Source organism: Clostridium sp. AF50-3 (assembly GCF_003477445.1).
GTDB classification, from domain to species: Bacteria; Bacillota; Clostridia; order Lachnospirales; family Lachnospiraceae; genus Otoolea; species Otoolea fessa.
Window position 1 is genome coordinate 9718 of record NZ_QUDH01000022.1, and the last position, 24011, is coordinate 33728.

22 protein-coding genes and 4 pseudogenes are annotated in these 24011 nt (G+C 49.4%); 1 reads left to right on the forward strand and 25 read right to left on the reverse strand.

What is annotated here, in order from left to right; all coding sequences use genetic code 11:
• Positions 1-103: 103 nt before the first annotated feature.
• From DW085_RS20030 to DW085_RS16920, 8 genes and pseudogenes are all read right to left on the reverse strand, one after another.
• Positions 104-4741: an S-layer homology domain-containing protein gene (locus tag DW085_RS20030; protein WP_118493910.1), complete on the reverse strand. Its 4638-nt coding sequence runs from the start codon at positions 4739-4741 to the stop codon at positions 104-106.
• The gene (locus tag DW085_RS16885; RefSeq protein WP_118493913.1) at positions 4742-5074 is read right to left on the reverse strand and encodes a hypothetical protein; all 333 of its coding nucleotides are present in this window, start codon (positions 5072-5074) and stop codon (positions 4742-4744) included.
• Between the two features lie 160 nt (positions 5075-5234).
• Positions 5235-5780 carry a PrsW family glutamic-type intramembrane protease gene (locus DW085_RS16890; protein WP_243034077.1) on the reverse strand — a complete coding sequence of 182 codons (546 nt, stop codon included), beginning with the start codon at positions 5778-5780 and terminating at the stop codon, positions 5235-5237.
• Positions 5781-5871: 91 nt separating this feature from the next.
• On the reverse strand, positions 5872-6489 hold the full coding sequence (locus DW085_RS16895; RefSeq protein ID WP_118493919.1) for a hypothetical protein: 618 nt from the start codon (positions 6487-6489) through the stop codon (positions 5872-5874).
• Positions 6476-6829, reverse strand: coding sequence for a DUF4179 domain-containing protein (locus DW085_RS16900; RefSeq protein WP_118480849.1), 354 nt, complete (start codon positions 6827-6829; stop codon positions 6476-6478). Before DW085_RS16900 ends, DW085_RS16895 begins: the two co-directional genes overlap by 14 nt.
• A complete protein-coding gene (locus tag DW085_RS16905) occupies positions 6816-7178 on the reverse strand; it encodes an RNA polymerase sigma factor (protein ID WP_243034078.1) in 363 nt (120 codons plus the stop codon). The genes DW085_RS16900 and DW085_RS16905 overlap by 14 nt, the downstream gene beginning before the upstream one ends.
• Positions 7179-7355: 177 nt before the next feature.
• Complete coding sequence (locus tag DW085_RS16910) at positions 7356-7565, reverse strand: helix-turn-helix domain-containing protein (RefSeq protein WP_182430928.1); 210 nt, start codon at positions 7563-7565, stop codon at positions 7356-7358.
• A 288-nt stretch (positions 7566-7853) separates the two neighbouring features.
• Positions 7854-9264, reverse strand: a pseudogene (locus DW085_RS16920) (relaxase/mobilization nuclease domain-containing protein).
• A gap of 121 nt (positions 9265-9385) precedes the next feature.
• Between DW085_RS16920 and DW085_RS16925 the strand changes: the two are divergent.
• Complete coding sequence (locus DW085_RS16925) at positions 9386-10798, forward strand: ATP-binding protein (RefSeq protein WP_118493925.1); 1413 nt, start codon at positions 9386-9388, stop codon at positions 10796-10798.
• 74 nt (positions 10799-10872) lie between these two features.
• Here the strand turns inward: DW085_RS16925 and DW085_RS16930 are convergent, their stop codons facing one another.
• From DW085_RS16930 to tet(O), 17 genes and pseudogenes are all read right to left on the reverse strand, one after another.
• Positions 10873-11172 (reverse strand): CD1845 family protein, encoded by a 300-nt coding sequence (locus tag DW085_RS16930; protein WP_015529856.1) that lies wholly within the window; start codon positions 11170-11172, stop codon positions 10873-10875.
• On the reverse strand, positions 11169-11471 hold the full coding sequence (locus DW085_RS16935; RefSeq protein ID WP_015529855.1) for a hypothetical protein: 303 nt from the start codon (positions 11469-11471) through the stop codon (positions 11169-11171). Before DW085_RS16935 ends, DW085_RS16930 begins: the two co-directional genes overlap by 4 nt.
• 151 nt (positions 11472-11622) lie before the next feature.
• Positions 11623-11961: a plasmid mobilization relaxosome protein MobC gene (mobC, locus tag DW085_RS16945; protein ID WP_003526263.1), complete on the reverse strand. Its 339-nt coding sequence runs from the start codon at positions 11959-11961 to the stop codon at positions 11623-11625.
• Between the two features lie 2 nt (positions 11962-11963).
• Positions 11964-12782 (reverse strand): DUF3849 domain-containing protein, encoded by an 819-nt coding sequence (locus DW085_RS16950; protein ID WP_118493927.1) that lies wholly within the window; start codon positions 12780-12782, stop codon positions 11964-11966.
• A 1-nt stretch (position 12783) separates the two neighbouring features.
• A pseudogene (locus DW085_RS20725) lies at positions 12784-13795 on the reverse strand (hypothetical protein); the annotation flags it as partial.
• Positions 13796-14045: 250 nt separating this feature from the next.
• A pseudogene (locus tag DW085_RS16960) lies at positions 14046-15623 on the reverse strand (recombinase family protein); the annotation flags it as partial.
• A gap of 54 nt (positions 15624-15677) precedes the next feature.
• Positions 15678-15869, reverse strand: coding sequence for a hypothetical protein (locus DW085_RS16965; RefSeq protein ID WP_002596259.1), 192 nt, complete (start codon positions 15867-15869; stop codon positions 15678-15680).
• A 70-nt stretch (positions 15870-15939) separates the two neighbouring features.
• A complete protein-coding gene (locus DW085_RS16970) occupies positions 15940-16170 on the reverse strand; it encodes a PC4/YdbC family ssDNA-binding protein (protein ID WP_002596258.1) in 231 nt (76 codons plus the stop codon).
• A gap of 45 nt (positions 16171-16215) precedes the next feature.
• On the reverse strand, positions 16216-17070 hold the full coding sequence (locus DW085_RS16975; RefSeq protein ID WP_002596257.1) for a ParB/RepB/Spo0J family partition protein: 855 nt from the start codon (positions 17068-17070) through the stop codon (positions 16216-16218).
• Between the two features lie 8 nt (positions 17071-17078).
• Positions 17079-18044 carry a MobV family relaxase gene (mobV, locus tag DW085_RS16980; RefSeq protein WP_002596256.1) on the reverse strand — a complete coding sequence of 322 codons (966 nt, stop codon included), beginning with the start codon at positions 18042-18044 and terminating at the stop codon, positions 17079-17081.
• 6 nt (positions 18045-18050) lie between these two features.
• Positions 18051-18230 carry a hypothetical protein gene (locus DW085_RS16985; RefSeq protein WP_004613323.1) on the reverse strand — a complete coding sequence of 60 codons (180 nt, stop codon included), beginning with the start codon at positions 18228-18230 and terminating at the stop codon, positions 18051-18053.
• A gap of 328 nt (positions 18231-18558) precedes the next feature.
• Positions 18559-19589, reverse strand: a pseudogene (locus DW085_RS16995) (AAA family ATPase).
• Between the two features lie 155 nt (positions 19590-19744).
• Complete coding sequence (locus DW085_RS17000; RefSeq protein WP_002596254.1) at positions 19745-20218, reverse strand: sigma-70 family RNA polymerase sigma factor; 474 nt, start codon at positions 20216-20218, stop codon at positions 19745-19747.
• A gap of 76 nt (positions 20219-20294) precedes the next feature.
• Positions 20295-20726, reverse strand: a complete 432-nt coding sequence (locus tag DW085_RS17005; RefSeq protein ID WP_002596253.1) for a sigma-70 family RNA polymerase sigma factor — start codon at positions 20724-20726, stop codon at positions 20295-20297.
• A gap of 95 nt (positions 20727-20821) precedes the next feature.
• Positions 20822-21331, reverse strand: a complete 510-nt coding sequence (locus DW085_RS17010; RefSeq protein ID WP_002596252.1) for a sigma-70 family RNA polymerase sigma factor — start codon at positions 21329-21331, stop codon at positions 20822-20824.
• A gap of 490 nt (positions 21332-21821) precedes the next feature.
• Positions 21822-21995, reverse strand: coding sequence for a cysteine-rich KTR domain-containing protein (locus DW085_RS17025; RefSeq protein ID WP_008724758.1), 174 nt, complete (start codon positions 21993-21995; stop codon positions 21822-21824).
• A 51-nt stretch (positions 21996-22046) separates the two neighbouring features.
• Positions 22047-23966 carry a tetracycline resistance ribosomal protection protein Tet(O) gene (tet(O), locus tag DW085_RS17030; protein WP_002596250.1) on the reverse strand — a complete coding sequence of 640 codons (1920 nt, stop codon included), beginning with the start codon at positions 23964-23966 and terminating at the stop codon, positions 22047-22049.
• Between the last annotated feature and the right edge of the window lie 45 nt (positions 23967-24011).

The following is a 24011-nucleotide window of genomic DNA, read 5'->3' on the forward strand; positions in this document are numbered from 1 at the left end:
CGCTGCTATTACGGGCAAACAGTCTTTTATTGTAGAAGGGGCATTCCAGTACACATGTCGTTTGGAATGCCCCTGTTTTAATTCTTAATTTGCTGGTAAAAACTTACTTTCTGGCTCCATCCGCACCGATGGTCTTGCCGTCTACGGTGGTATTCACCGCCATAGAGCCATCTGCGTAGAAGTAATACTGCTTACCGTCAATCTGCTTCCAACCACCAGAGAACATTTTGCCGGTATTTTTGTCCAACCAGTACCACTTCTGATCATTAGAGAGCCAACCTTTGACCAAATCCCCGTTTTTGTAGTAACTCCATTCACCGCTGTCGTTCTGCACCCAGCCGTTGGCAGTCTGCGGATCGATGACGATCTCCACGAACCGCCGCAGGACGGTAGCGACTTCGGCTCTGGTTGCGGTTCCAGCAGGGTCGAAACAGTTGTTTGTCTTGCCCGCAAGGATGCCCGCCTGCTGCATGGACTTGACCGCTTCTTTTGCCCAGGAAGAAATACCTGCGCTATCCGCAAAATTCACAACTTCCAGAGTTTTCGGGATGGTGTAGCCCAGTTTGGTAGCGTAGTTCTTCATAATGACCGCCATCTGCTCGCGGTTGATGTTGGTATCCGGGGCGAAAGTAGTATCTGTCGTTCCACTGACAACGCCAGTCTTTGCCGCCCAGTTGACATAGGGGGCGTAGTAAGCATCTTCTTTCACATCGGTAAACATGCTGGCTTGGTAATCAGTCGGGTCAACACCTGCTAATCGCCCCAGAGCGGTGACAAACATTCCTCTGGTCATGCCGGTATTGGGACTGAAGGTGGTGGCACTGGTACCACTCAGCAGCCCACGGCTAACAACAAAGAGCATATTGTCCTTTGCCCAGTGGTTGTTCACGTCGGTAAAGGCAGGAATCTGATTCTTGTAGCCTATGCCGTAGATGCTGAAATGCTCTGCTACAAAAATCACTGCTTTCTGATCCATATTATAGCTGGATTTGCTGATCCACTGTACATTACCGTTTTCGTCCACATAAACCGCATACAGGTTGCCAGGCTGCTCGTTTTTCGCCGGCGTGTACGGAATTGCAATGCTGACGGTCTTCCCGCTCAAGTTGACAGCAGTTTCCTTACCGTTCTTTACTTCCCATAAGGTAATATCATAGACCGGGCGATTTCCAATGGCTGTTTCTACTTCCTGAGAGGTAACTGCGGTCTTCTTCATTTTTAGAATAAGATCTCCGGTAGTCTGACGGTTCAGTTCCTTTAGGGTATCCAGCATAAATCCAAAGTCAGCCATACTGTCAGTATCGATGGTAAATCGTTTGACGCCAGAGGACACTAGTTTATCCAGTGCATCTGCTTTCAGCGTAATCTGCACACCAGCTAACGCTTTGCTGATTTCCACAGGAACAACCACTGCGATACCGTTTTTCGTATTCCCATGCTTTATTGAGTCAGTCTGGGCAACGGAGATAACATCAGCAACTATGCTTCTTGTAATCACTGCGTTTCCCTCACTATCCACTTTTACAGAATTTGATTTTGCTGTGGTTGGTGTGGTCGGGTTATCCTTGTTCGGACGATCAGTAATAAAGGCGTTGTCAGAGGGATCGTCCCTGTCTTCGGAAGATGAACTGCCGCTAGTATAGATCCAGTAGGCATATAGGGTGGTATCTGCCGTATAAACCTGATTTAAGGTAACTTTTATGCCGCCGGTCTGTTCGGTGTACCATCCATCAAAACGATAGTTGCCACCACGGGTTGGTGTAGGTAAAGAGGACAGCTTGCCGGAACTATCTGTGGTAGCAGCAACCGGATTGACACTGCCACCATTAGGGTAAAATGTCACGGTATAGGTATTTGCTTCCCACTTCGCCCAGTATTCCTTATTGCCCATTTCTGTACCGCCGATTGCCGTAACAGGAGAGCCGGTCAGATTTTCGTTGTCATACCAGCCCACGAACGTGTGGCCTGTATAGGTCATATCGCCCGCTGTCGGAAGTGTTGCACCCACGCCGTAGGTGTATTCGGTGACATTGCCGCTGTTGATCGTTCCGCCGTTCGTGTTCAGCGTGACGGTGTAGGCATTTGCTTCCCACTTCGCCCAGTATTCCTTATTGCCCGTTTCTGTACCGCCGATTGCCGTAACAGGAGAGCCGGTCAGATTTTCGTTGTCATACCATCCCTTGAACGTATATCCCGTATAGGTCATATCGTCGGCTGTCGGAAGCGTTGCACCCACGCCGTAGGTGTATCCGGTGACATTGCCGCTGTTGATCGTGCCGCCGTTCGTATTCAAGGTTACGACGTAGGTCGGGGCTGTCCACTGCACCGTCAGTTCAGTCACATCAGCAGGAACACTGCCGCCGGGTTCGTAGGAATTGCCATTGCCGTCAAGCCACATGAAGTAGCTGCCCGTATCTCCGTCCGGGCGGTTCAGACCGTCGGACGCAGGCGCGGCAAATGCGATGCCTTTTTTCACAATAATTTGAATATCCTCGGAGCTGCCGCCCAGCTTGCCGCCGTTCAGGTCAAGGGTAACGACCTTCAGTCCGTCAGAACCCAGTGTGCCAGGGTTCAGGACTTCAAGGACGGGGCGGAAACCGACGCGCGGGCCGGAGTCCGTAGCATAGTCGTAGTGCCAGTAGCGGGCCGAATCGTACCCGCGGCGCGCACGGCTCGACGCGAAGCCAGAAGAAACATCCTGTCCCCACGAATACATTTTATTCCAGTTTTGGATATATCCGCTGTTCTTATTCAGCATCGTGTCCCATTCGTTGCTTTGGGGCGTGCCGCGTTCTGAATCACCTGAGCCTGTATAACTACTTCCCACGGACGGCGCACGCAGGGTATAGTCCACGCCGCCGCTGGCATAATTTTTGCCGAAAATCAGACCTTCGTCATTCAGGCCATTCCAGCTTACCGTATGCGTTACGGCATAGTCCGCCACAAACAGGCTGTGGGCGTATTTGTTCTGCTGTGCATATTCCTCGGTGGTCTCCATCTCCGATGTGAGCTTGTAGGCGTCCACCGTCCCTGCGTAGGTAAAGGGCACATAGTGCAGGGTATTATCCGGCAGACTGCCGTTTGCCGTTCCGGGGATGTTTGCGCCGGAGAGGTCAAAGTAATAGGTGTCGCCGGGTTTGAGGGAAAACTGTTCTGATAAAGCAAACTGCGCCGTGAGCTTGGTAACTTCCGCCGGAACGTTGGCACCGGGCGCGTAGAGCTTGCCGTCGCTGCCAAGCCACATGAAGTAGCTGCCGGTATTTCCGTCCGGGCGGGTCAGGCCGTCGGACGCAGGCGCGGTAAACTCGCTGCCGGTTTTCACGATGATTTGAATATCCTCGGAGCTATTACCCAGCTTGCCGCCGCCAAGGTCAAGGGTAACGACCTTCAGTCCGTCAGAACCCAGTGTGCCAGGGTTCAGGACTTCAAGGACGGGGCGAAAACCGACGCGCGGGTAGGAGAACGTAGCATTGGAGTTGTTCCAGAAGCGGGCCGAGGTGTACCCACGGTACGCCCGGAACGACTCGGCGGCAGAAGAAGTATCCTGTCCCCACGAATACATTTTATTCCAGTTTTGGATATATCCACTGTTCTTGTTCAGCATCGTGTCCCATTCGTTGCTTTGGGGCACGCCGCGTTGGGAATCGCCCGAACCTGTAGAGATACTTCCCACAGACGGTGCGCGCAGGGTATAGTCCACGCCGCCGCTGGCATAATTTTTGCCGAAAATCAGACCTTCGTCATTCAGGCCACCCCAGCTAATCGTATGCGTTACGGCATAGTCCGCCACAAACAGGCTGTGGGGATATTTGTTCTGCTGTGCATACTCCTCGGTGGTTGCCGTCGCAGACGTGAGTTTGTAGGCGTCCACCGTCCCTGCGTAGGTAAAGGGCACATAGTGCAGGGTATTATCCGGCAGACTGCCGTTTGCCGTTCCGGGGATGTTTGCGCCGGAGAGGTCAAAGTAATAGGTGTCGCCGGGTTTGAGGGAAAACTGCTCGTCAGGCGAATCATTGGCCAATAGCATTGGCGCAGCCAGCGCCCCCAATGCAGCGGCAGCTTCCGCATACCGGGTCATATCCAGCTCATCGATTTCCTCGTCGGAGAGCTTCTCCTTCGCCTCGTCGATAGCCTCAAGCTGCGCCTTGACTTCTTCGGCGTTATCTTCAGTGATTTCTTCTGCGTTCGGTAAACCGTCGATCATGGCCTGTACGCTTGCCACCGTGACAGCCTCCGCATTGGACGGAGTAGCCAGTTTCTCACTATCCTCACTGCCGCACAGTTCGCAGACATACCCGCAGGGGGTCCCCGCAGTTGCAGGAGAGTAGCCGCACTCATCGTCATGCTCATGCTGGCAGTTTAATTCCTTGGTGATACACCCGCTTTCCTCGTCGCAGATGTGGGGGCAGTTCTCCGGCTCCCGTTTTTGTGCGCCGGACGGGGTCGCTTCATTGCCGGAAACGCTTTCCTCCGGGTAACAGTCCTCGTCATGTTCATGGACGCAGTTGGTTACTTCCTCATAGCAATCTACGGTGTGTTCGTGGACGCAGGGTGTTCCCGCCGTTCCCTCCGTGTAGCCGCAGTCCGCGTTATGCTCCGGGTGGTGTTCGCACAGGCCGCTTGTGCCTATTGTAACGCCGCCCGCCTGCCCATTCTCCTCGGCCAACACGGATTGAGAGCAGAGGGAAAAGAGCATTGCGCCGCAGAGCAGCAGGCTCAATATCCGTTTTTTCAATTTCATTTAGTCCTCCCTTTCTTCCGTACTGACTGTGCGGTCTTTTGATTTGTTTTTCAGCCGGATGCAGATCATGGTCACTGTCACCCCCACCGCAAAGGCGGCGATGCCGACCACAATGTATGCGCTTGCGCCTCCTCGCAGCAGCACAGAGCCATAGCTTTCCGCCACGGTGGGGACGCCACCTGACTGTACCTTCCGCAAAAGAATACCGATCCCGGCAAAGAGAAGCAGACTGCACACGCTTAAGGTGGAAAGCACGCGCCTTTCGTGCTGCTTCCTGTATTGCCTCGTCCGTCGCCGGATCTCCCGAATCCGGCGCTCCGTTTTGCCGGTCATTGTCAATGCCTCCTTTCGCTTTTTGTTTCCAGGGTCAATCAACGACCCTCTACTTCCTAAAAGACATGAAATCCAAAATCCTTCCACCTAAAATCGAAAAAAATTTAAAAAAAATAGAGCCGCCCCGAATTTTGGACGGCTCTGCGCGCGAAATCTGTACTTATTCAAAGGAAATGTTCTGCCTTGGCAGCAGCTGCTTTGCTGCGTATAGGCAGAGGAGGAGCAGCGATGGAAAGAGGTATCCTGCCGTTTTCCATGCGCCCTCCGCCGTGATGAGCAGATTGTAGATGGCATGGAAACCGATGCAGGCTCCAAGAATGCCCACGGTGCCGGTCACTGCCAGCCAGCGGCAGCGAAACACATGGGAAACACCGAAGCCGGAAAGAACGCCACAGAGAATATGCAGCGCTCCGGCGGAGATCCCGCGGATCAGCAGAAAGTTAAAATTGGCCGCGCCGTTTTCCGTCAGATAGCAGACATTTTCAAAGGTAGCAAACCCCACGGCGATGGCGATGGCTGCCGCAGGCATCTCTTTCGGCTCCGGCTCAAAAATCAGATAGAAAAACAGCAGGGGCAGCAGCTTCATGACTTCTTCACATACGGGCGTGATCTCGATAGCGGCAACGGTGCCATCCACGCCGTATTGCCCCATGAAGAAGCTGCTGACATAGGCGCTGAGCAGGCACACGGCCATACCGACGGTCAAGAACAGCGCATAGCGCCGAACGCGCCCCTTCATGAAAAATAGGGATAAGATCAGCGGGAGCGCAAGGCAGAGGAAAATATTTCAATATAGGTCAAGCTCGCTTCACCTCCCGCAGTGTCAGGGGCAGCAGCGCCGCCATGGACAGCGTCAGCGCAAGGTCTACAGCATAGTAGAGCTGAAAGCGCGTGTAGTCATGGGTGAAGCCGGAAACCCGATATAATAGCACCTGCAACGTAACGCAGATGATCATAAACAAGTCTCTTTTTCGGCACAAACTGCCGTTTTGCATGTGAGATACCGAGAGATACATGGTCGCGCCTGCTGTGAGGGAAAACAGGGCCGAAACAAAATAGGATGGGCCGAAATCGTGGTCGAGAAAGGCGATTGCCGCAATGACCGCCGCTGCGGCTCCGGCAGGGAGGGAAAATCGATCCTTCTTCCCCTCCCCTGGCAATATCTGCACAGACAGGTAAAAAAGCCATGCGGCCAGCCAGGAGATCTCCGCCACATAAAATACCTGCGGCCAGATGCCAATGATGACCAGATACAGCACATAGTATATCGTCCCCATGGCAAAGCAGGCATAGGCAAGAGATAAAATCAGGAGGCTGCGGTTCCTGTGCCGAATGGCCAGAATACCGGCAGCGACACAGGCGCAGAGCAGCACCGCGATCTGAAACAGGTTATCAATGAGTTCAAAGTTCTCCATCTCCGGCCTCCTCCTGCTTCTGTCCTTCACATCTCCGATGCAGACGGTATAGAAGAACCGTCACGCAAACCCCAAGGAAAAATGCCAACAGCCCCATCACGATATAGCCCAGCGCGGCATGGCTTCCTATCAGGCTTGCCGTTCCCGAAGAATGGACGATGCTTCCGTCCGCGGCGTTCCTCATCAGTCCCGGCATCATTGTGCCGATGCCGATGACCAGAAGCAGGCAGACCGCCATGCAGGCCGCATCCAGTCGGCGCTGTCTTTTTATTCGACGCTCCTGTTTGATTTCCGCTGTCCGCCTGTGGATCAGGCGGGCACGCTCCTCACTTGTCCGCATAAGTAAATCCCTCCTGCTCCAAAATTACTTTCAGGCTTTGTTTTCCGCGGTAGACCAGTTTCGTGATCTGGCTTTCACTTTTGTTCATGACCGTTGCCGCATCGCGGTAGCTCATATCTTCAAAATAGACAAGATAGAGTGCTTCCCGGTATTCTGCTTTCAGCTTTTCAAGCGCATCATAAAGCTGGCGGTCTCGTTCGCTGCGAAGTAGATCGGTATCGATCAGGGTGTTGCTTTGCGGCTCAAAGTCCAACTCATCCAAGCACAGAAATGCAAGACGGTGTTTCTGCTTATGTCGAAGCGCAAGGTGACGAGCGGTTTTGTAAAGATATGCCTTAAAACTGCCCACACCCTCAATCGGCCGCTCCTTTGCGAAAAGCTGTGAAAAGGCTCGATCATCAGATCCTCCGCCTCGTGGATGTCCTTGATATATCCGTTGATGTAAAGTGTCAGCGCATCGCCGTAGCGTTCCACCAGCAGGTCGGCAGCTTTTTGCTCTCCGTCAAGATACCGTCGGTATGCGGTTTCATCGGAGATCATATCCACCGCCTCCTTCCGTGGCCTTCCTACGAGGGTCGGACGGTTTCTCCGCATTTTCCGGGATTGCCCATGAGCGCCCGAACCGGGACGCGCCGGGGATCCGCCCCTCGGCGCAGTATTGGTTGACCCGCCGCTCCGACACGCCCCAACGGTATGATGCCTCCTTTATGGAAATATAGCCCTTGATCCCGTTCATATCGCACCTCCGCACGGATAATACTCAACATGATACATTATATACGAATATCCGAAGAAACACAAGGTATCTGGCGAAGTGTTCAGAGAAAAGTTACATTGCTGCGAAGGACGGGAGAAAACGTGGCAAGCAATGCCTGTGTTAATACACACAGGCCCGCAGAGAAGAAAATCCCTCCGTGATTTTCCTCTCCGCTTGCTTGTTGAGGGCAGCGCCCCCAAGCCCCTTTGAACACAGAATTTCATTCTGTGGCTACGCGTTCTGCGAACGCTTTTGACCAGGACCAGCTTACCGCTGGCCGTGGTCTTTTTCTTTTTCAACATCCTGTTCTACCTCCATTTTCAGCACCCGATCCACATTGGCCTTTGCCGTTAAAAGCTCCCGCATTTCCTCACGGGAACGCCGATACTCGGCATAGGTCTTTTTCTTTTCTTCCAGCAATTTTGCGTACTCTGTCTGCAACTCTTTGACCTTGGGCAGCTTCTTGACTCCCATCTCATCAAAGGCATTCTTAGCAGCCTGGTGGAGCAGAATTTCTTCCTCATGTTCTTCCCGGAATTTCTTAGAATAACCCGCCTTGCGGTATGCCACATAGACCTCACGGGTCTTGGCATAATTTACGATGTGAGTACGCAGAACAGCGATCTCTGCCATGCGCTTTTCAGCCGCTTTGATCTGCGCCGAAAGATCATTGTGATGTTCCGTGGCAGCCGCAGCCTTTTCTTCCAAAACCGCATACTCCAGCAGATTGTTCTCTGACAGGTAATTCATGGTCTGCGCCATTTGTTTCAGATTAAAAACTTTAGCCCATCGAGCATAGCCAGCACCTTTTCCGGCCTGCAATTTTGCCTGAATGTCCACCAGCAGATTGACCTTCGGCGGTTCTGCCTGTGTGACTGTTTTCTTTCGCGGGGTATGTGCTTTCTTCCCGGAGAGAACTGCCCGCAAATCTTCCAATCCATATCCTTCGCCCAGACTGTCCATGCGGGCGGCTTTCTCCCAACCAGAGAGCTTCAGTCGATACGATTTTCCGCGCTTTGAGACTTCACAACCATACTCTTGCAACAGCTTCAGCAGTTCTTCAAAGTCAGCAGGACTTTGTGATAATGCGTTGTCAATCGCCACACGCAGCAGCTCTCGGTGAGAGGCTTTGCCTGATCTCCCAGCCACTTGTTATAGCTTTTTCCGTGAGGTTTCGGATTCTCTACAATGGACAGTCCGTTTTCAATGCAGATTGTATCACTTAACCGGCGAACCGCTTGGTGCTGCCCCAAAAGTTTCGGAATTTCCGGTCATATTCTAAGCTGACCGATGACCAGATAATGTGATTATGAATGTGCGACTTGTCTATGTGAGTGCAGACCACAAAGGCATGATTGCCTTTAGTAAAACGCTTTGCAAATTCTACGCCCAGCCGGTTTGCTTCTTCCGGGGTAATCTCACCAGGGCGGAAGGACTGGCGCACATGATAGGCGATCACATCATCTGCGCCGCGCACCCGTCCGGTAGCGGCAATGTACTGCCGCTTTGCCAGAAGGAACTCCGCATCCGCAGTCCGGCTGTCACACGCATAGCCGGTAATGAGCTTGCCGTTATCTGTTTTCTGTGGATTTGCTACATAGTCGATGATGTCACTGATTGCCCGACTTTCTGTGCGACCCTTGCCAACATGAAGCGGCATGATTCTTGTAGTTGCCATAATAGAAGGCCCTCCTCTCATAAATATTTTTTCGCTGAACTCTTTGCTTCTATCGTTGCAATAACTTTCTCCGCTGGGTATAATAAAAAAGAACATTCTACAACCTCAAAGGAGGGATTTTATGATAGAACAGCTCATTGCCGAAGCAACGGAATGTGATTTCAAAGTTGCTCTCGAAACAAAAAAGCCAAAAAGCTGGTTAAAAAGTGTCAGTGCCCTTTCCAATGGGATCGGCGGCACTCTGTTTTTCGGAGTCTCTGATGACCGGGAGCCTATCGGCTTGTCAGATGTTCAAAAGGATGCTGAAGCGATCAGCCGCTTAATCAAAGAACGAATCACACCATTACCTCAGTTCATCTTAAAACCATTACAGGAAGATGGTAAAAATCTATTAGCTCTGGAGGTTTCTCCCGGCCGCAGCACCCCATATTATTACAAGGCAGACGGCGTGATGGAAGCATATATCCGTGTTGGAAATGAAAGCGTAATTGCCCCTGATTACATTGTGAATGAACTGATCTTAAAGGGAACCAATCAGTCCTTTGATACCCTAACAACAGACGCGGTAAAAAAGGATTACAGCTTTACACTTCTGGAAGCAACCTATCTGGAACGGACCGGTCTCCGCTTTGAGCCATCCGATTATGTTTCCTTCGGTTTGACTGATAAAAATGGACTCCTGACCAATGCCGGAAAACTCATGACCGATCAGCACACGGTTTATAACTCCCGTATGTTCTGTACCCGGTGGAATGGCTTGGAAAAAGGCTCTATCTTTGATGATGCGCTGGACGATAAAGAATACGAGGGAAATTTGATTTATTTACTGAACAGCGGCAGTGAATTTATTCGCAATAATTCCAAAGTCCGTTTTGTCAAAAAGGCACAGTATCGTGTAGACAAGCCGGATTATGCTGAACGAGCTGTGACAGAGGCTCTTGTTAATGCGCTTATCCATCGTGATTATATTGTGCTTGGCAGCGAAATCCATATTGATATGTTTGATGATCGGGTGGAAATCACATCTCCGGGCGGTATGTTTGGCGGCGGCTCAATTCAGGAATACGATATTTACAGTATCCGTTCCATGCGACGAAACCCTGTGATTGCTGACCTGTTCCACCGCATGAAGTACATGGAACGCCGTGGAAGTGGCCTACGCAAAATCGTCAGTGAAACTGAAAAGCTGCCTGGATACACAGCGGCATATAAGCCTGAATTTTCCTCAACAGCGACAGATTTCAGAGTCATCTTGAAAAATGTAAACTACAACTTAGAGGGTGACGCCCACCAAGTTATCCACCAAGTTACCCACCAAGTTATTGAACTATCAACGGTATCCAAACAGATTTTGACTTTTTGCACAACACCAAAATCCAAGAAAGAGCTTGCAGTATTTTGCGGCTTCAAAGATTTAAGAAACTTCACTTTGAAACATATCAATCCGCTTTTAGAATCCGGGCAATTAGAAATGACTATTCCCGATAAACCTAAAAGTCGCAATCAAAAATATATTACAGTTCGTTCCGAATAAACAGAGAAGCAGGGCATTGGGTCTCATCTCCCATTGTCCTGCTTCTTTTTCATTCCAAATTATATTCACATCATTTACCCATACACCCAATCCTGTATCGCAAATTTCAAACTCTGCACCTTTCCCAGTAGCCAGATCGCAGCCAGCGGCAGCCCCATCGGGCTAATCAAAAATGCCATAACCAGCAAAATCACACCATTCTGCGGGGAATAGGTAATCAGCACAGCCACGCCAAGCAGAGCAATTACCGTGCTTAGTAGACCAAGCACCAGACCGGATATGTAGATCAGCCCCGTGCAGAGCCAGACAAAAAGCGTCAACACCAAAATGACCGGTGCAGTTACGATCATCAGCAGACATTTCAAAATCTTCATTTCTGTTCCTCCTTCCAACGCTCCAGATACTGTTTGCATAGGGCATCCGCTTCTCTCTCATCATCTTCCGTCACTTCCCGTTTTCCTTTGGTCAGTTCAATCTCCAGATAAGTCCGGTAATCATCGGCTAAGAGGTCGAACAGTTCCTTGGGAGTATGGCACACCTCGCCAGAGCAATAGTGAAAATCTTGGTCAAATTCAACTCTTACACATCCATGGCGGCTGATATAAACTTCTATGGTCTCGTCTGCGGTTAGGTAATCCGCAAAAATCTCCAGCACTTTTTCAAAGGTCAGCATCTGTTTTCACTCCTTTGCTACGCTTCTTATTCTACTCATATTATCCGGTACGGACAGGCAAAAGACAAGGATACAGACAAAAAGAAAAAGCGGAGGAAGGTGCGGCGAAGAAACGCCGTTCCTCCCTCCGCAAATGGAGTATCTATCCCTGTTATGAAAGTTTGGAGAGTTGGGTAAGGATTTCCTTCACACCCTCCCACAGTTGTTCCTGCCGCTGGGATATATCCTCCAAGTCAGCATTATAAACCCGCCCGGTCTCATGCACTTTGCGGGTCAGCTGGTTCAAATTGTTGCTGCTTCGGCGCATCAGGGAGACCAACTCCTTCAGCTCTGGCAGTTCCAGCTTGACCACATAACCATCCAGCGCCATTTTCCGCAGATAAGCGCTCAAATTCTCTGTCCCGTATTGCTGCATCTTTTGATGGATCAGTTCCAGTTCTTCTGCGGACACCCAAAACAAAACCGGCACATCCCGCTTGCGCTTTGCCATGGTTATCGCTCCGGCTCCCGTTTTTTCGGGGCGGCAGACTTATGGGCGGGCAGCTCCTGCTTGAGCTTATCCCGCACTGAGGGACGGGACGGTTCCAGTTTTTCTCTCTGGGTACGGCTGCGCTGCTGTTCTTCACGCACCAGATCAATAAAACCATCCAGCACAGCAGGGTGGCTGTTTAAGGCATAACCACAACGGACGGTTTCGGGATTATCGTTGGGAATGGTCTTGGCCCATTCTTTGTTGCGTCGGGAGTAACGCCCATCCCAGTCCTGAAGCTGGACCGTGTTAGACAGAACCATGGACACACGCTCCATGCCATAGGTCTCGATCACACCCTTTGCCGCATCGTGGCTGAGATACATTCCGTCGAAGTGCTCCCGCACCGCCGCTTCAATAGACTCCTTGCATTGGTGATTTACATTGTTGGAAGCTCGGTACTGCTCCAGCTCCCCATGTTCTCTCGCATAGGCAGCTGAATGGGGATAGATCGGTGTTGTTCGCAGTTCCTCTTTAGCTCTGCACACATCGTCGGCACGGTTCTCAATGCTGTCCCGGATCACATCCATGTGACCGGTCTCCAGCTTTTCAAAGTAGCGGTACACATCCGCCAGCGGCAAAGAAGATTCCAAAAGTGCCTGGGCCTGGGCGTCGGTCAGCTCCAGCTCCTCCATTGCCATCACAATATCCTCACGGACAGTATATTCATAGGTGTGGTGCAGGATTTCTTCCGGGGGTCGGCTTTTCAGCCAGTCCCTGTATTTTTCCTGCTCAGCAGCCATCTTTTCATAAAGAGCCGTATTCAGATCGTTGGTATTCATGTTATCGCACCTCCTCATGCTGTTTTGGTTTCTTGTCTGTACTGCGGGGCGGCACCGGGCGTTTCAGATGATCCAGCACCGAGGCCGTGTGCTTTTGGCAACAACAGCCTCGGCGTGTGCCTGTCCCTTTCCGTCGATGTTGAGCAAAGTATCCAGCTCCACCAGACGGGCGTTTTTGCTTCTCAGTTCTTCTTCATAAAGGAATGGCTTTCCTACTTCCTCCTTTGCCGCAGCCTGCTGCTGATAGAGGTTATCCAGTTGGGCCTTTGCCGCCTCCAGACGCTGGGGCATCTGGGCGAGGGCATTGTCGATACGGGTAAGATTTCCGCGAGGGTCTGTACCAAGGGTTGCCCGGTGGGTCATCTGTCCTTTCAGCAGGAGCGTATACTCCTGTTTCCAAGCGGAAAATTCCACGGATATGGCATAGCCCGGTAGTTGCCGATCTGCACCGGATCGGAGGTTTTGACCTCCTTGCAGGCATCCAAAAGGGCTGCACCGGCGTTCTCCTTATCAGTCAGCAGGTCTCCACGAATCTCCATACCAGCAAAACCGTCCTCTGGGTGCGGGTGAGCTGCCAAAACCTCCAGATCGGATTCAAAGCCCTTGATAAAACCTTTGTGCTTTTCAATCTCCTCCGGGAAGTATTTGAGCAGCTGGTCCTCCAGACGATATTGCTTGCTCTGGTGGTCGGCTTTCATCAGCTTCAGGCGGGATACCTCCACATCCAAATCCATACGCTCCTTGATGCGGGGATCTCCGGCACACAGAGCCTTGATTTCGGCAAAACTGAGGCTGTTTCATCCACATCATCGCAGGAACGCACCGGCGATTTAGAAGTCATGATCTGGGAAATGAATTTCTGCTTGTTCTCCACCGTCTGCCAGAGGTATGCGTCAAAGGTTCCTTCTGTCACATAGCGGTACACATGAACAAGGGGATTCTGATTGCCCTGGCGCTCGATACGACCCTTGCGCTGGGCAAGGTCAGTCGGTCATTTTTTGCGGACAGTTCAATACATGCCTGTCTGTTTCGCTCCCTGCTCCTGCGTTTGCTCTCGTTTGATTTCTCCCTCTGTATCTTCTTGGCACAAGCAGGACAATACTTCGATATGCCAGAGCGGGGAACATATTCAACACCGCACACCGTACAATTCTTAGGCTTTAACGCAGTCCACCGCTTTGTCGGTGTGATATGTAATTCACCGACAAAGCCGATGAATTTATAATAAATCTTGATTTCCTGCCGCACCATTCCGTCTGTAAGTTTCTCACGTTCCGAAACAAGTATCTTGTCTATAAGTGCGTTTATGATGGTTGCGTCCAGTTCCTTAATGCCTTGATAGTTGCGGATTAGGGAGAGGAAATCACGGACACCCTGCGTCTTCTCATAGCTGTCGCTGAGCGTTTCCGTTACCTCTTTCAGCCTTGCTTCAATTTCAAGCTGTTCTTTCTGGTATTTTCCCGACATCATCTCAAAATTCCGCTCGGTAATACGCTCCATCACCTTATCTTCATAGAGTGAGGAAAACAGCCTGTCCAGTTCTGCAAGGCGTTTGTTCAGTTTTCTTTGCTCCTTTTCCAGTGCCTTTGCCTTGCTCTGGTCTGTTTCCGTGAGCCGCTTTTCAATCGCCCTCACTGCCTTTTCATCATTGACTGCCATATCCGCAAATCGGTTGATGTCGGTGAGGACAGCGTTGAACAAGTCCCTCGCTTCAATGCTGTGTGCGGTACACATGATATTACCGTATCTGCCATAATTATTGCAGGAATATTGTACGCAGTCGATGATGTCGGGGCGTTTCCTCCTGTTGGCACTCATAGCCCGCATCGCATAGCCGCAGTCCGCACACTTAATAACGCCTGCAAAGATGTTCTCAAAGCCGCCCTTGTTTTCTGGTAATCTGCGGCTTGTAATAAGCTGCTGTACGGTATCAAATTCCTCCTGCGTGACTATCCCCTCATGGGTGTCTGGTATCACTTCCCATTCTTCGGGCAGCTTAGAGGGGCGTTTCTTGCTTTTCATGTTGGCGGCAATCCGCTTGTAGCCTGCAAGGTTTCCCGCATATATCGGGCTTCTTAAAATGCCCCTTACGCTGTTCTCGCTCCAAATATAACGGTTCTCCTCATTCTCCTCAAAATACCTCTCATAGCCTGTTGCCCCCTGCTCCGCCGCATAAGCGGCGGGGCGTAAGATATGCTGTTTGTTGATGTGCTTGCGGATTTTGGCGATTCCGTTGCCCGCTAACGCAAGGTCAAATATTTCCCTTACCACATGGGCAACTTTGTCATCTATCAGCAGATGGTTGTGGTCGGCGGGGTCTTTGACGTAACCGTATGGTGCTGTCGTCCCCATGAATTTCCCCTGCTGAAACCTCGCTCGGTACGCCGATTTTATCTTGACCGACACATCGGCGGAATACATTTCGTTTAGGATGTTGCGGAAAGGCGTGATGTCCATAGCGGATTTATTGAGCGTGTCCACGCCGTCATTGACCGCTATATACCTCACATTATGCTCTGGGAAAAACACTTCCAGATACAGTCCGCAATCAAGATAGTTCCTCCCCAGACGAGATAAATCTTTCGTGATAACGCAGTTTATCAGACCGCTTTCAATGTCCTTAATCATGTTCTGGAAACTTGGTCTTTGGAAATTTGTACCAGAGTAACCGTCGTCCACATACGTTTTTGCTAAGTGCCATCCCTGCTTTTTCACATAATCCGTGAGGATGGATTTCTGTGTCGCAATGCTCGCACTCTCGTTATCCGTGCCATCGTCTTTTGACAAGCGGCAGTACATGCCGACTTCATAAATCTTGTTCTCCATTCTTATTCCTGCCATACTGTAAAACCTCCATATCTGTCCTATCTGTTTTCATGTTCCATTGCGTACATTCTAAGCGGACAGCCCCTCATTGTCGAAGGTGTCGCCCTCGGCAATCTTCTTCCGAATATCCTCGGAAATAATCGGGATAAACGCTTCTGTGACTGTCTGCGTGCCGACATATTCACGGCTGATTATCATCTGAACTGGTGCTTTCGGCACGATACGCTTTCTCTTTTTATCTGCTTTCTTATCCTCGCCCATACTTAAATCTTCCTTTCCAGACAGGGCAGGAGAACGTCTGGAAACGCCCCGCCCTGTCAATCAGATACCATCAATCCCCGCTGTTTACTTCTTTCTGTAATGCTTCAAGGAGTGCTGCTGCTTCATCAGCGTTCAACGTGATACCCTTTCCGCACTTCTCACGGTTCGGGGAAAAGCTGCGGATGTCATATTTCGGCTCTCTTCCGTTCCATGAGATAAGATTGATTTCTTTTGTGTAGCCGCTGTCGCCCTTAGACAATACGGCGATTTCCTTTACAATCTCATACTGGATTTCTTTCATTCTTCATACCTCAATTTTCTGCATTTACCTCCCGAAAAGAGAAGATTAGCGGCTGTCCCTGCCCCGTTTCCTCTGCAATTCACGCTCCAAAAGTTTAATGATGGTTTCCTCCATCTGCTTCGGCGTTGTGTTCTTCGGAAAATACTTTTTCAGCTTGCTTGTGTTGATTTTCAAGGTTTCTTTCTGGTTTCCCTTTTCCTCCGTCATAATTGCAAATATCGTATCCATGTCAAGCCGCCCGCTCTGGCTTAGGCTTTTCATCCGCTGTGCCTGTGAGAGTGAGGGCGTTGCTTCTTCGCTCTCCATCGTGGCAAAGAGGTTTTCCTGCTCGTCTTTCTTCAAAAAGGACAGTTCCACCGCAGGCGTGAGGGCGATTTTCCCCTCGTCCACCATCCGCAAAATCGGCGGTATCAGTTCCGTCAAACGGATAAATCTTTGTACGGTCATCCTGCCTACGCCGAAGCCCTGTGCCACCTTGTCGTCCGTCCGCAACTTCGTCACAACTTGTGACGAGGTTAAGTCTGTGCGGAAACCCTGCCGCTTCATGGCTTCGGATTTCATCTTGTAGGCAAACGCCCGCTCTGATGGCAGGATATTCTCACGCTGTAAATTACTGTCTACAAGGGTGATGATGGCTCGGTCACGGTCTAAGGGCAGGACAAACGCAGGCACGGTATTTATCCCTGCAAGTTCAGACGCACGGACACGCCGCTGCCCTGCAATCACTTCATAGCCGTTCCCGTCCTCTTTCGGGCGTGTGATTATCGGCGTGACAATGCCAAATTCCTTGATGCTTTCCGCTAATTCTGACAGCGTTTCATCCTCTGCCACATGAAACGGATTGTCGGGAAACGGGTACAAGTCTTTGGTCTTTAACACCTTAAAATCCTGTTTCTTCATTCACATATCTACCTTTCTTTCGCTCTGCTTTTATGGTTTTTCTGCAATTCTTCCAACACTTCGGGCGGTATCTTTGAGAGCAGCCGCCCCATCTGCTCGTTGGTTCTCTGCAACTCAAATATCTTCTGGTTCGCTTTCTGCACCTTTAGTTCCTGCTCATACTTTTCATCACGCATACGCCCCGCATAGTCTGATTCCTGCCCGATTTGCTCCTTTAGGCTATTGATATAGGCACTCTGCTTACTGATTTCCTTTGAGAATTTCTCCACGTCTGGGAGCCATGCCGCAATCAGTTCCAGAGCCTTGTCACGCTTCTTCCCTGCATTAAAGGCGTTGATGTCGGACAGTGCAGACACAATTTCCTCATACTGTTTATCAAGCCTGCCGCCCAACTTATAGAGCCATGTGGGGACATGTTTCCGCTTCGTTTCCATTGAGGACTGACCTCTTTCAAGCTGATTCCACCGTGAGGACATCCGCTCATGGTAGGCGGTCTGCCATTCGGACAGGCTCTTTTGATTGCCTAAAATTGTTTTGGCAGACAGCTTATTGTCTGGTGTAATCGGCACAAAACAGAGGTGCATATGCGGCGTTCTCTCGTCCATGTGGACGACTGCGGAGAGGATATTTTTCTCCCCGACACGCTCTGAAATGAAATCCAGAGCCATCGTAAAATACGCTTTCTGTTCTTTGGGCGGCAGGCTGTTCATAAATTCTGGCGAAGCCGTGATAAGCGTTTCCACCATCATCACGCTATCTTTCCTCGTCCTGCACCCTGCTTCGGCTACCATGCGGTTAATCTCTTTCTTGTAGGTGTACCTCGGCGGATTCACAAGATGGTAGTTATCTTTCGAGCGTTCCATATCTATATCTGGATTGCTTTTATAGGCTTCTTTTTTACGCTCGTTGTGGCGTTCGCAAGCCGCAACGCCGCCCGCTTTGCGTTTCTGGAAACGCAGGATTGCATAGGGCATAATTCATCATCTTCCTTTCTTCGGCGGGTAAACTGCCCTTTGGGTGACAGCGGTGACGGCGGTGACAGCAGTTTTGGGATACCCCCTACCGACTGCCTCAACTGTCACCCTTATTCCCTGCATGACGGTCATGTCGATGATGACGGTGTTTTTGGAATACCCCCTCGCAAGAGCCGTCACCGTCATGCTGCCATTCTTTTATCCGAAGCGTGGAGCGTAGGATAAGCAGGGCGTAAGACCTGCCATAAGGGAGTCCAGAGGGAACGTCTGGCACACGACTTTGCAGGGCAAAGTGTAGTGTGTTACACCCTGTAAACGCAGTCGGAAAAATCGGAAGGATTTTTCTGACCGCAGGGGTGGTTTTACACGCCGAAAAGGGCGGGTAAATCCTACGCCTGCACTTTGCGTTTACGGGGTGTTCTCCCGCAGGGATGACAGCGGCAGGGTATCCTAAAATCACTGTCACCGCCGTCACCGCTGTCACCCGCAGCAGAGTCGCCAGCTTTACACGGCTTTAAGCGTCAATGACAGTAACAGGGGGTATCCCAATATCGCTGTCACCACCGTCACCGCTGTCACCCGCCCGCTTTGCAAGCGAAATCTGCCTGCCGTGTTTTTTGCGGCTGTACTGATAAACGATATGGTTCTCATTTAAAAATGTGGTGCGGTATTCATTGAGCCATTTCGTAATCACCGTGGGTATGGTTTCCGTTTCCCTCATAGCGGCTAACAGCTCCGTTGCCGTGCCTGCCCATTCTTCCTTATCCCTCATAAAATCCACCAACCGAAAAAGGACGTCTGGTATCGTTTCTTTCGCAAGCTGCTCCTGCGTTTTTCTCTCCACAAGTTCCCAACTGCAATCACGGAAACGCAGCGTGTATTCCTGATAGGGCGTGTCCCTGCCCGTCACATACAGCTTGGCGGTGTCGGATGCCCGTTTCTCCTTTTCCAGAACAAAGGTAGCGTCCGCACTCCCCGTTAAGCCTGTCGTCCCAGACACCTTGTTGAACACATCGCTGTCATTCTGCTTTCGGATGTGGTGTACGACAATGACCGCCAATGAATGCCTGTCGGCAAAGTCTTTGATTAGTGAGATGTCCCCATAGTCGCTTGCGTAGGCATTGTCTTTTGAAGCTGTACGGACTTTCTGCAAAGTGTCAATGACAATAAGCCTGCTGTTTGGGTAATCTTTCAGATAATCTTCAAGCTGCACGATAAGACCGTCTGACAGCTTGCAGCTTGCCACGGCAAAGTGAAGCCGCCTGCTCGCTTCGTTCGTCAATCGGAACAGCCTGTCCTGTATACGGCAGAACGTGTCCTCAAGGCAGAGGTAAAGCACGTCGCCTCCATTGTCGGCATATCCCACAAGGGAAGTCCCTGCGACACGCATAAACATAGCTTCAGCATGAGCCAGCTCTTTCCTATCTTCTGTGAGCCGCAGAACAGCGACAAGCCTGTGGGGATAAGGCTGTCCACCACAAAGGACGGCTTCTCAAGCGGTTCATAAAGGAGCGTTTCGGCGTTGACTGTCTGTAACTTCTGCATGGCTTTCCTCCTTTCGGGCGGTGTTTTTGTTTTCGTTGCACATAGGCGTTGACCTCCTTAAAAATAGATTTACTCCCACGAAGAAAAAGTGAGAGTATGTAATGCCGCCAATCCCACACAAATAAAAAACAGATTTCTTTTTCGGGCGGTGTCGGTCACGGTTGGAGATACTTCCTCATTTCCGCCTTTACTTTCTCCTTTGCAATCGCAACAGATTTCTGTATTGCCGAAGCGGTGCAATGCTCCATAGCGGCGATTTGGTAAAAATTGAACTCATACTCGTAGTAGAGCAGGAAACGCCGCCTTTGTATCTCTGGCAGTCCGTCAACCGCCTTACAGAGCAGTTCTGCCCGTTCTGCCTCAATCATTTGTTCCTCTATGCTCTTAGGCAGCTTCAACGCCCGCCTGTTCAGCGTTTCGTCCCATACTTCCGAAAACTCCCTGTGCCGCTCGTCCCATTGGAGGAGATTCCTGTTCCTGCGTTCCATCTGCCGAAACTCCATAAAGAACTGTTCCGACACTTCCAACTCGTGGGATTTGCCCTGCCCGTCCTTAAAGCTGATAAAATACCTTGTGCCGCTTTCCGTGGATTCCTCCCGAAGCGTGTACGCCTTAACTCTGTATGCCATCCCGCTTGCCTCCTGCAAAAAATAAGTGAGGGGATTTCCATCCCTCACCCAGTAGCCCGCAGGACGGCAGGCTGTTTTAGACGCTATAAAATTTTCGTAGCTTCTTCCGCAGATGGTCTAACCTCGCATAGATGGCACCAGTCGTCAAATGCACGAGCGGGGCAATCTCCTTTGTGGAATACCCCTGCATTTTCAGCAGGACGATTTTCAAGGTACGCCCGTCCACCGCGACTAATACTTGATAGAGATTTTCGCTCTCAATCTCGTCCAGTAACTCCGCAACCGTACCCACTTCCGTCTGCCGCTCCCTGTCTGCCATGTCCTCAAGGTATTCCGCAATGTCATTCGTCCATCGGTAAAACCGCCTGTTGGAATTGAAGTCTGCCCTGTCCGCAATGCGTATCTGCTCAATGGTCGCTTCATCAACGCCGCACTCACGCAGCAGCTTTTCCTCCGCTTCTTTCCAGATACGCCATTTCCTGTCCTCCCGTCCGTGGTTATATGCCATGCTTCTTTTCCTCCAATCAGAATTGATTGAGAGGGCAGAGAAAAACCCCCTCATTTTCCCAAAGGAAAAAACAAGGGGGCTGAACGCCTTAAATTTTAATTTTCTATTATCTTTCTTAGTTTTCTTAGGATTCTGGCTTTGCGTTTGTTCACAACGCTCTGGGTTATGCCGAACCTCGCCCCGACTTCACGCTCAGAAAGTCCGTCAAAAAAGATTGCCTGTATCAATTCCTGTTCACTATCCGACAGCAAAGGCAGGGCGGCTTTCAGCCTGTCCACCATAACCGCATTGACAACGGTTTCCGCAATGTCTGCCGCTTCATCAGCGATAAAGTCTAAAGGCTTCCCCTCGCTGTCCGTAAATCCATCCAGAGAAAGCAGGCTGTTCTTCGTATCTAATTTTTTCAGATAACGCCACCGTTCCTTATCTCGGTAGAAGTCCGTGTATTGCTCCCTCACGACTTCAAGCAGACAGCCTTGAATGGGGATAAACAGCTTGTCCATATAGGTCTGGTCGGATTCCCTGCGGCGGCAGAAATCCGTATAGGACAGTTCCACATATCTGCCGCTTTCCTTGATATATACCTTTCTCGGTGCGTATTTCACTGTAAGTACCTCCCATCTGAATTTTTGAAATGTTCAAAATCCAGATGGAGAGGTGGCGAACGACACCTAACACCACTAATAGCCCTATGGCACTTTCCAACAAAAATCGACAAAAGAAAAACCGCAAAGGCTCTATGACCTTTACGGTTATGGGAAATATTAATTCTGTTGTATGGAGATTGTACTTCTACATTCAAGGCAGGAAGTGCCGTTGCATAGGCAGAAATTTTTTTAACTGGTTTCCTGCCGTTCTCTGATATGCTATGTATTGATAAATTTTGCTTCGTATGAGCAGATAGATAACTGCCCGAAAAAAGGACATAAAAAAATCCCTCCAAATTTAAAAACAAATTCAGAGGGTAATTTAGGGTATAACAAAATAACCCACCCGAATATCGTTTTTTTTATTTGGTGAGTTTGTTCTTTCAAATACGAAACAAAAAGAGCCGATGATTCGTGAATTGTTCCACAATTTCATCGGCTCTGCGTCTTAAGCGTCTGGCTCTTTGATGACAGTTATCTTCAAGTTGTCAACTTTAATCAATCTTTCTTGTCTGCATTTTGGACAATAAAGGGGATAATTCTCCAAAACAGTGTCCTTCCTAATTTTATTACGGGTTTTGTTCCCACAAACAGGACACAATATCCATTCGCATTTCATCATAATTAGTCTCTAATCCTTTCAAATCTCATTTTATATGACTTTTGCAAGCTGTTAAGCTAACTTGTGGAACATATGCCGAACCTTATCTATACGGCTATTCGGGCGGCGGGGTTGGCAAATAAATTTACCAATAGCTGGCTGGTATCCTTTTAACTCTGTCAAGCAGACTCCCTGCCCATTTGTGAAATAAGTTAAATCGTTCCTGTATTCTTGAATACATCTAGCAGGGATTTCTCCTTTCAGAATGACCTCGTCATTCTTTATCTGAGTACTTACAATATCTGCACAATACCTTGGAGCATCATGATACGCCCGTGAGAGATATTCCTGCGGTGCATAAATTTCAAAGTGGAGATATGGCTCTAATAGTTCTGTCCCTGCTTTTTTTAAAGCCTGCTCCAATACGATAGGGGAAAGCAGCCGAAAGTCTGCGGGGGTACTTACAGGACTATAATACAATCCATATTCAAAACAGATTTTACAGTCTGTCACTTTCCATCCATACAGCCCCTGCTCGCAGCCATAAAGAACCCCCTCCATAACCGCATTTTGGAACGATTGATTTAAATATCCAAGTGAAACTCTGCTTTCATACTGCACTCCGCTTCCAATAGGGAGCGGCTCTATGGACAACCCGACAGAAGCCCAGAAAGGATTTGGCGGGACTTCTATGTGGATGGTATATTCTGCTTTTCTAAGCGGTCTTTCCATATATATAACAGTAGGCTCTTTTATTTCTGCCTCCACATGATATTTTTCCTCAAGGATGGCACAAATGACTTCCATCTGCACTTTCCCCAAAAAAGAAAGTATAATCTCATGCGTTGTAGTATCCACATAATATTTTAAAAGAGGGTCGCCATCTGAAATTTCTGTAAGTGCCCCAAGCAATATTTCCCGCTGTTCAGATTTCTTTACTGCAATCGTTGTTTGGAGCATAGGGAGAGGATTTTCAATAAATTTTCTCTGCGGCAACAGTATTCCGTTCCCCAAAATACTGTTTAGCTGCAAAACATCATTTGGTAAAATTACAATATCACCAGAGCAGGCTGTATCGGATGAATATAATTCACCGTTTGTCGGAACACACATCTCTGTGATTTTTATTTTCTCTTTTTCAGATATTCTAATAACATCCCTCAAATGCAATGTTCCGCTATATATACGCACATAAACAAAACGCCGCCTTTTCTCTGAATATTCAATCTTAAAAACCTGCCCGCATAGTTCAGATTGACCTTCAGGCGTTGATGAATAAAATTTACTGGCAATCACTTCTATAAGCTGCCGAATCCCCAGATTGTTTTTAGCGCTTCCGTGATAAACGGGAAATAACGTTCCGTTTTGGAATCTCCTGTTTTCTTCCTGTTCCAGTTCTGACATTTTAAACGGTTTCCCTGACATATATTTCTCTAATAGTTCATCGTTTCCCATAATTACCGCATCCCACTGTTCCATATCGTCATTGTCCGTTACATTTATATGGGGATGCTGCCCAACCTTTTGCTTCACTATAATTTCCGAAGAAAGCTTTGCTTTCATTTCTCGATATACCATTGGCAAATCAATCCCCTCTTGGTCAATTTTATTGATGAAAAAAATTGTCGGAATCTTCATTGTCTGTAGTGCATGAAACAGTATACGGGTCTGTGCCTGTATGCCATCCTTTGCAGAAACTAATAATACTGCTCCGTCTAATACGGATAAAGAACGGTATACTTCCGCCAAAAAATCCATATGGCCTGGCGTATCTATAATGTTGACTTTTACATCCTCCCACTGAAAAGATGTCACTGCTGTCTGGATAGTGATTCCCCTTTGACGCTCCAAATTCATTGTATCTGTCCTTGTTGTGCCTTCATCTACGCTCCCTAGTTCTGCAATTGCACCACTGGTATACAATAAACTTTCCGTTAATGTTGTCTTTCCTGCGTCAACGTGAGCCAGAATGCCTAAGTTAATTATTTTCATGTGATTTTCCTCCTATCAACACCCAAAAAAGGGCATAAAAATACC

Excerpts from the sequence above, each read along its gene's own strand:
- DW085_RS16900 (WP_118480849.1), bottom strand. The coding sequence starts at position 6,829 with ATGCGGACAAGTGAGGAGCGTGCCCGCCTGATCCACAGGCGGACAGCG.
- DW085_RS17025 (WP_008724758.1), bottom strand. The coding sequence starts at position 21,995 with ATGATGAAATGCGAATGGATATTGTGTCCTGTTTGTGGGAACAAAACC.
- DW085_RS16950 (WP_118493927.1), bottom strand. The coding sequence starts at position 12,782 with ATGAATACCAACGATCTGAATACGGCTCTTTATGAAAAGATGGCTGCT.
- mobV (WP_002596256.1), bottom strand. The coding sequence starts at position 18,044 with ATGCCCTATGCAATCCTGCGTTTCCAGAAACGCAAAGCGGGCGGCGTT.
- DW085_RS17000 (WP_002596254.1), bottom strand. The coding sequence starts at position 20,218 with ATGGCATACAGAGTTAAGGCGTACACGCTTCGGGAGGAATCCACGGAA.
- DW085_RS16985 (WP_004613323.1), bottom strand. The coding sequence starts at position 18,230 with ATGACGGTGACGGCTCTTGCGAGGGGGTATTCCAAAAACACCGTCATC.
- DW085_RS16930 (WP_015529856.1), bottom strand. The coding sequence starts at position 11,172 with ATGAAGATTTTGAAATGTCTGCTGATGATCGTAACTGCACCGGTCATT.
- DW085_RS16935 (WP_015529855.1), bottom strand. The coding sequence starts at position 11,471 with ATGCTGACCTTTGAAAAAGTGCTGGAGATTTTTGCGGATTACCTAACC.
- DW085_RS16975 (WP_002596257.1), bottom strand. The coding sequence starts at position 17,070 with ATGAAGAAACAGGATTTTAAGGTGTTAAAGACCAAAGACTTGTACCCG.
- DW085_RS16965 (WP_002596259.1), bottom strand. The coding sequence starts at position 15,869 with ATGGGCGAGGATAAGAAAGCAGATAAAAAGAGAAAGCGTATCGTGCCG.
- DW085_RS16885 (WP_118493913.1), bottom strand. The coding sequence starts at position 5,074 with ATGACCGGCAAAACGGAGCGCCGGATTCGGGAGATCCGGCGACGGACG.
- DW085_RS20030 (WP_118493910.1), bottom strand. The coding sequence starts at position 4,741 with ATGAAATTGAAAAAACGGATATTGAGCCTGCTGCTCTGCGGCGCAATG.
- DW085_RS16970 (WP_002596258.1), bottom strand. The coding sequence starts at position 16,170 with ATGAAAGAAATCCAGTATGAGATTGTAAAGGAAATCGCCGTATTGTCT.
- DW085_RS16910 (WP_182430928.1), bottom strand. The coding sequence starts at position 7,565 with ATGAACGGGATCAAGGGCTATATTTCCATAAAGGAGGCATCATACCGT.
- mobC (WP_003526263.1), bottom strand. The coding sequence starts at position 11,961 with ATGGCAAAGCGCAAGCGGGATGTGCCGGTTTTGTTTTGGGTGTCCGCA.
- DW085_RS16895 (WP_118493919.1), bottom strand. The coding sequence starts at position 6,489 with ATGGAGAACTTTGAACTCATTGATAACCTGTTTCAGATCGCGGTGCTG.
- DW085_RS16925 (WP_118493925.1), top strand. The coding sequence starts at position 9,386 with ATGATAGAACAGCTCATTGCCGAAGCAACGGAATGTGATTTCAAAGTT.
- DW085_RS17005 (WP_002596253.1), bottom strand. The coding sequence starts at position 20,726 with ATGGCATATAACCACGGACGGGAGGACAGGAAATGGCGTATCTGGAAA.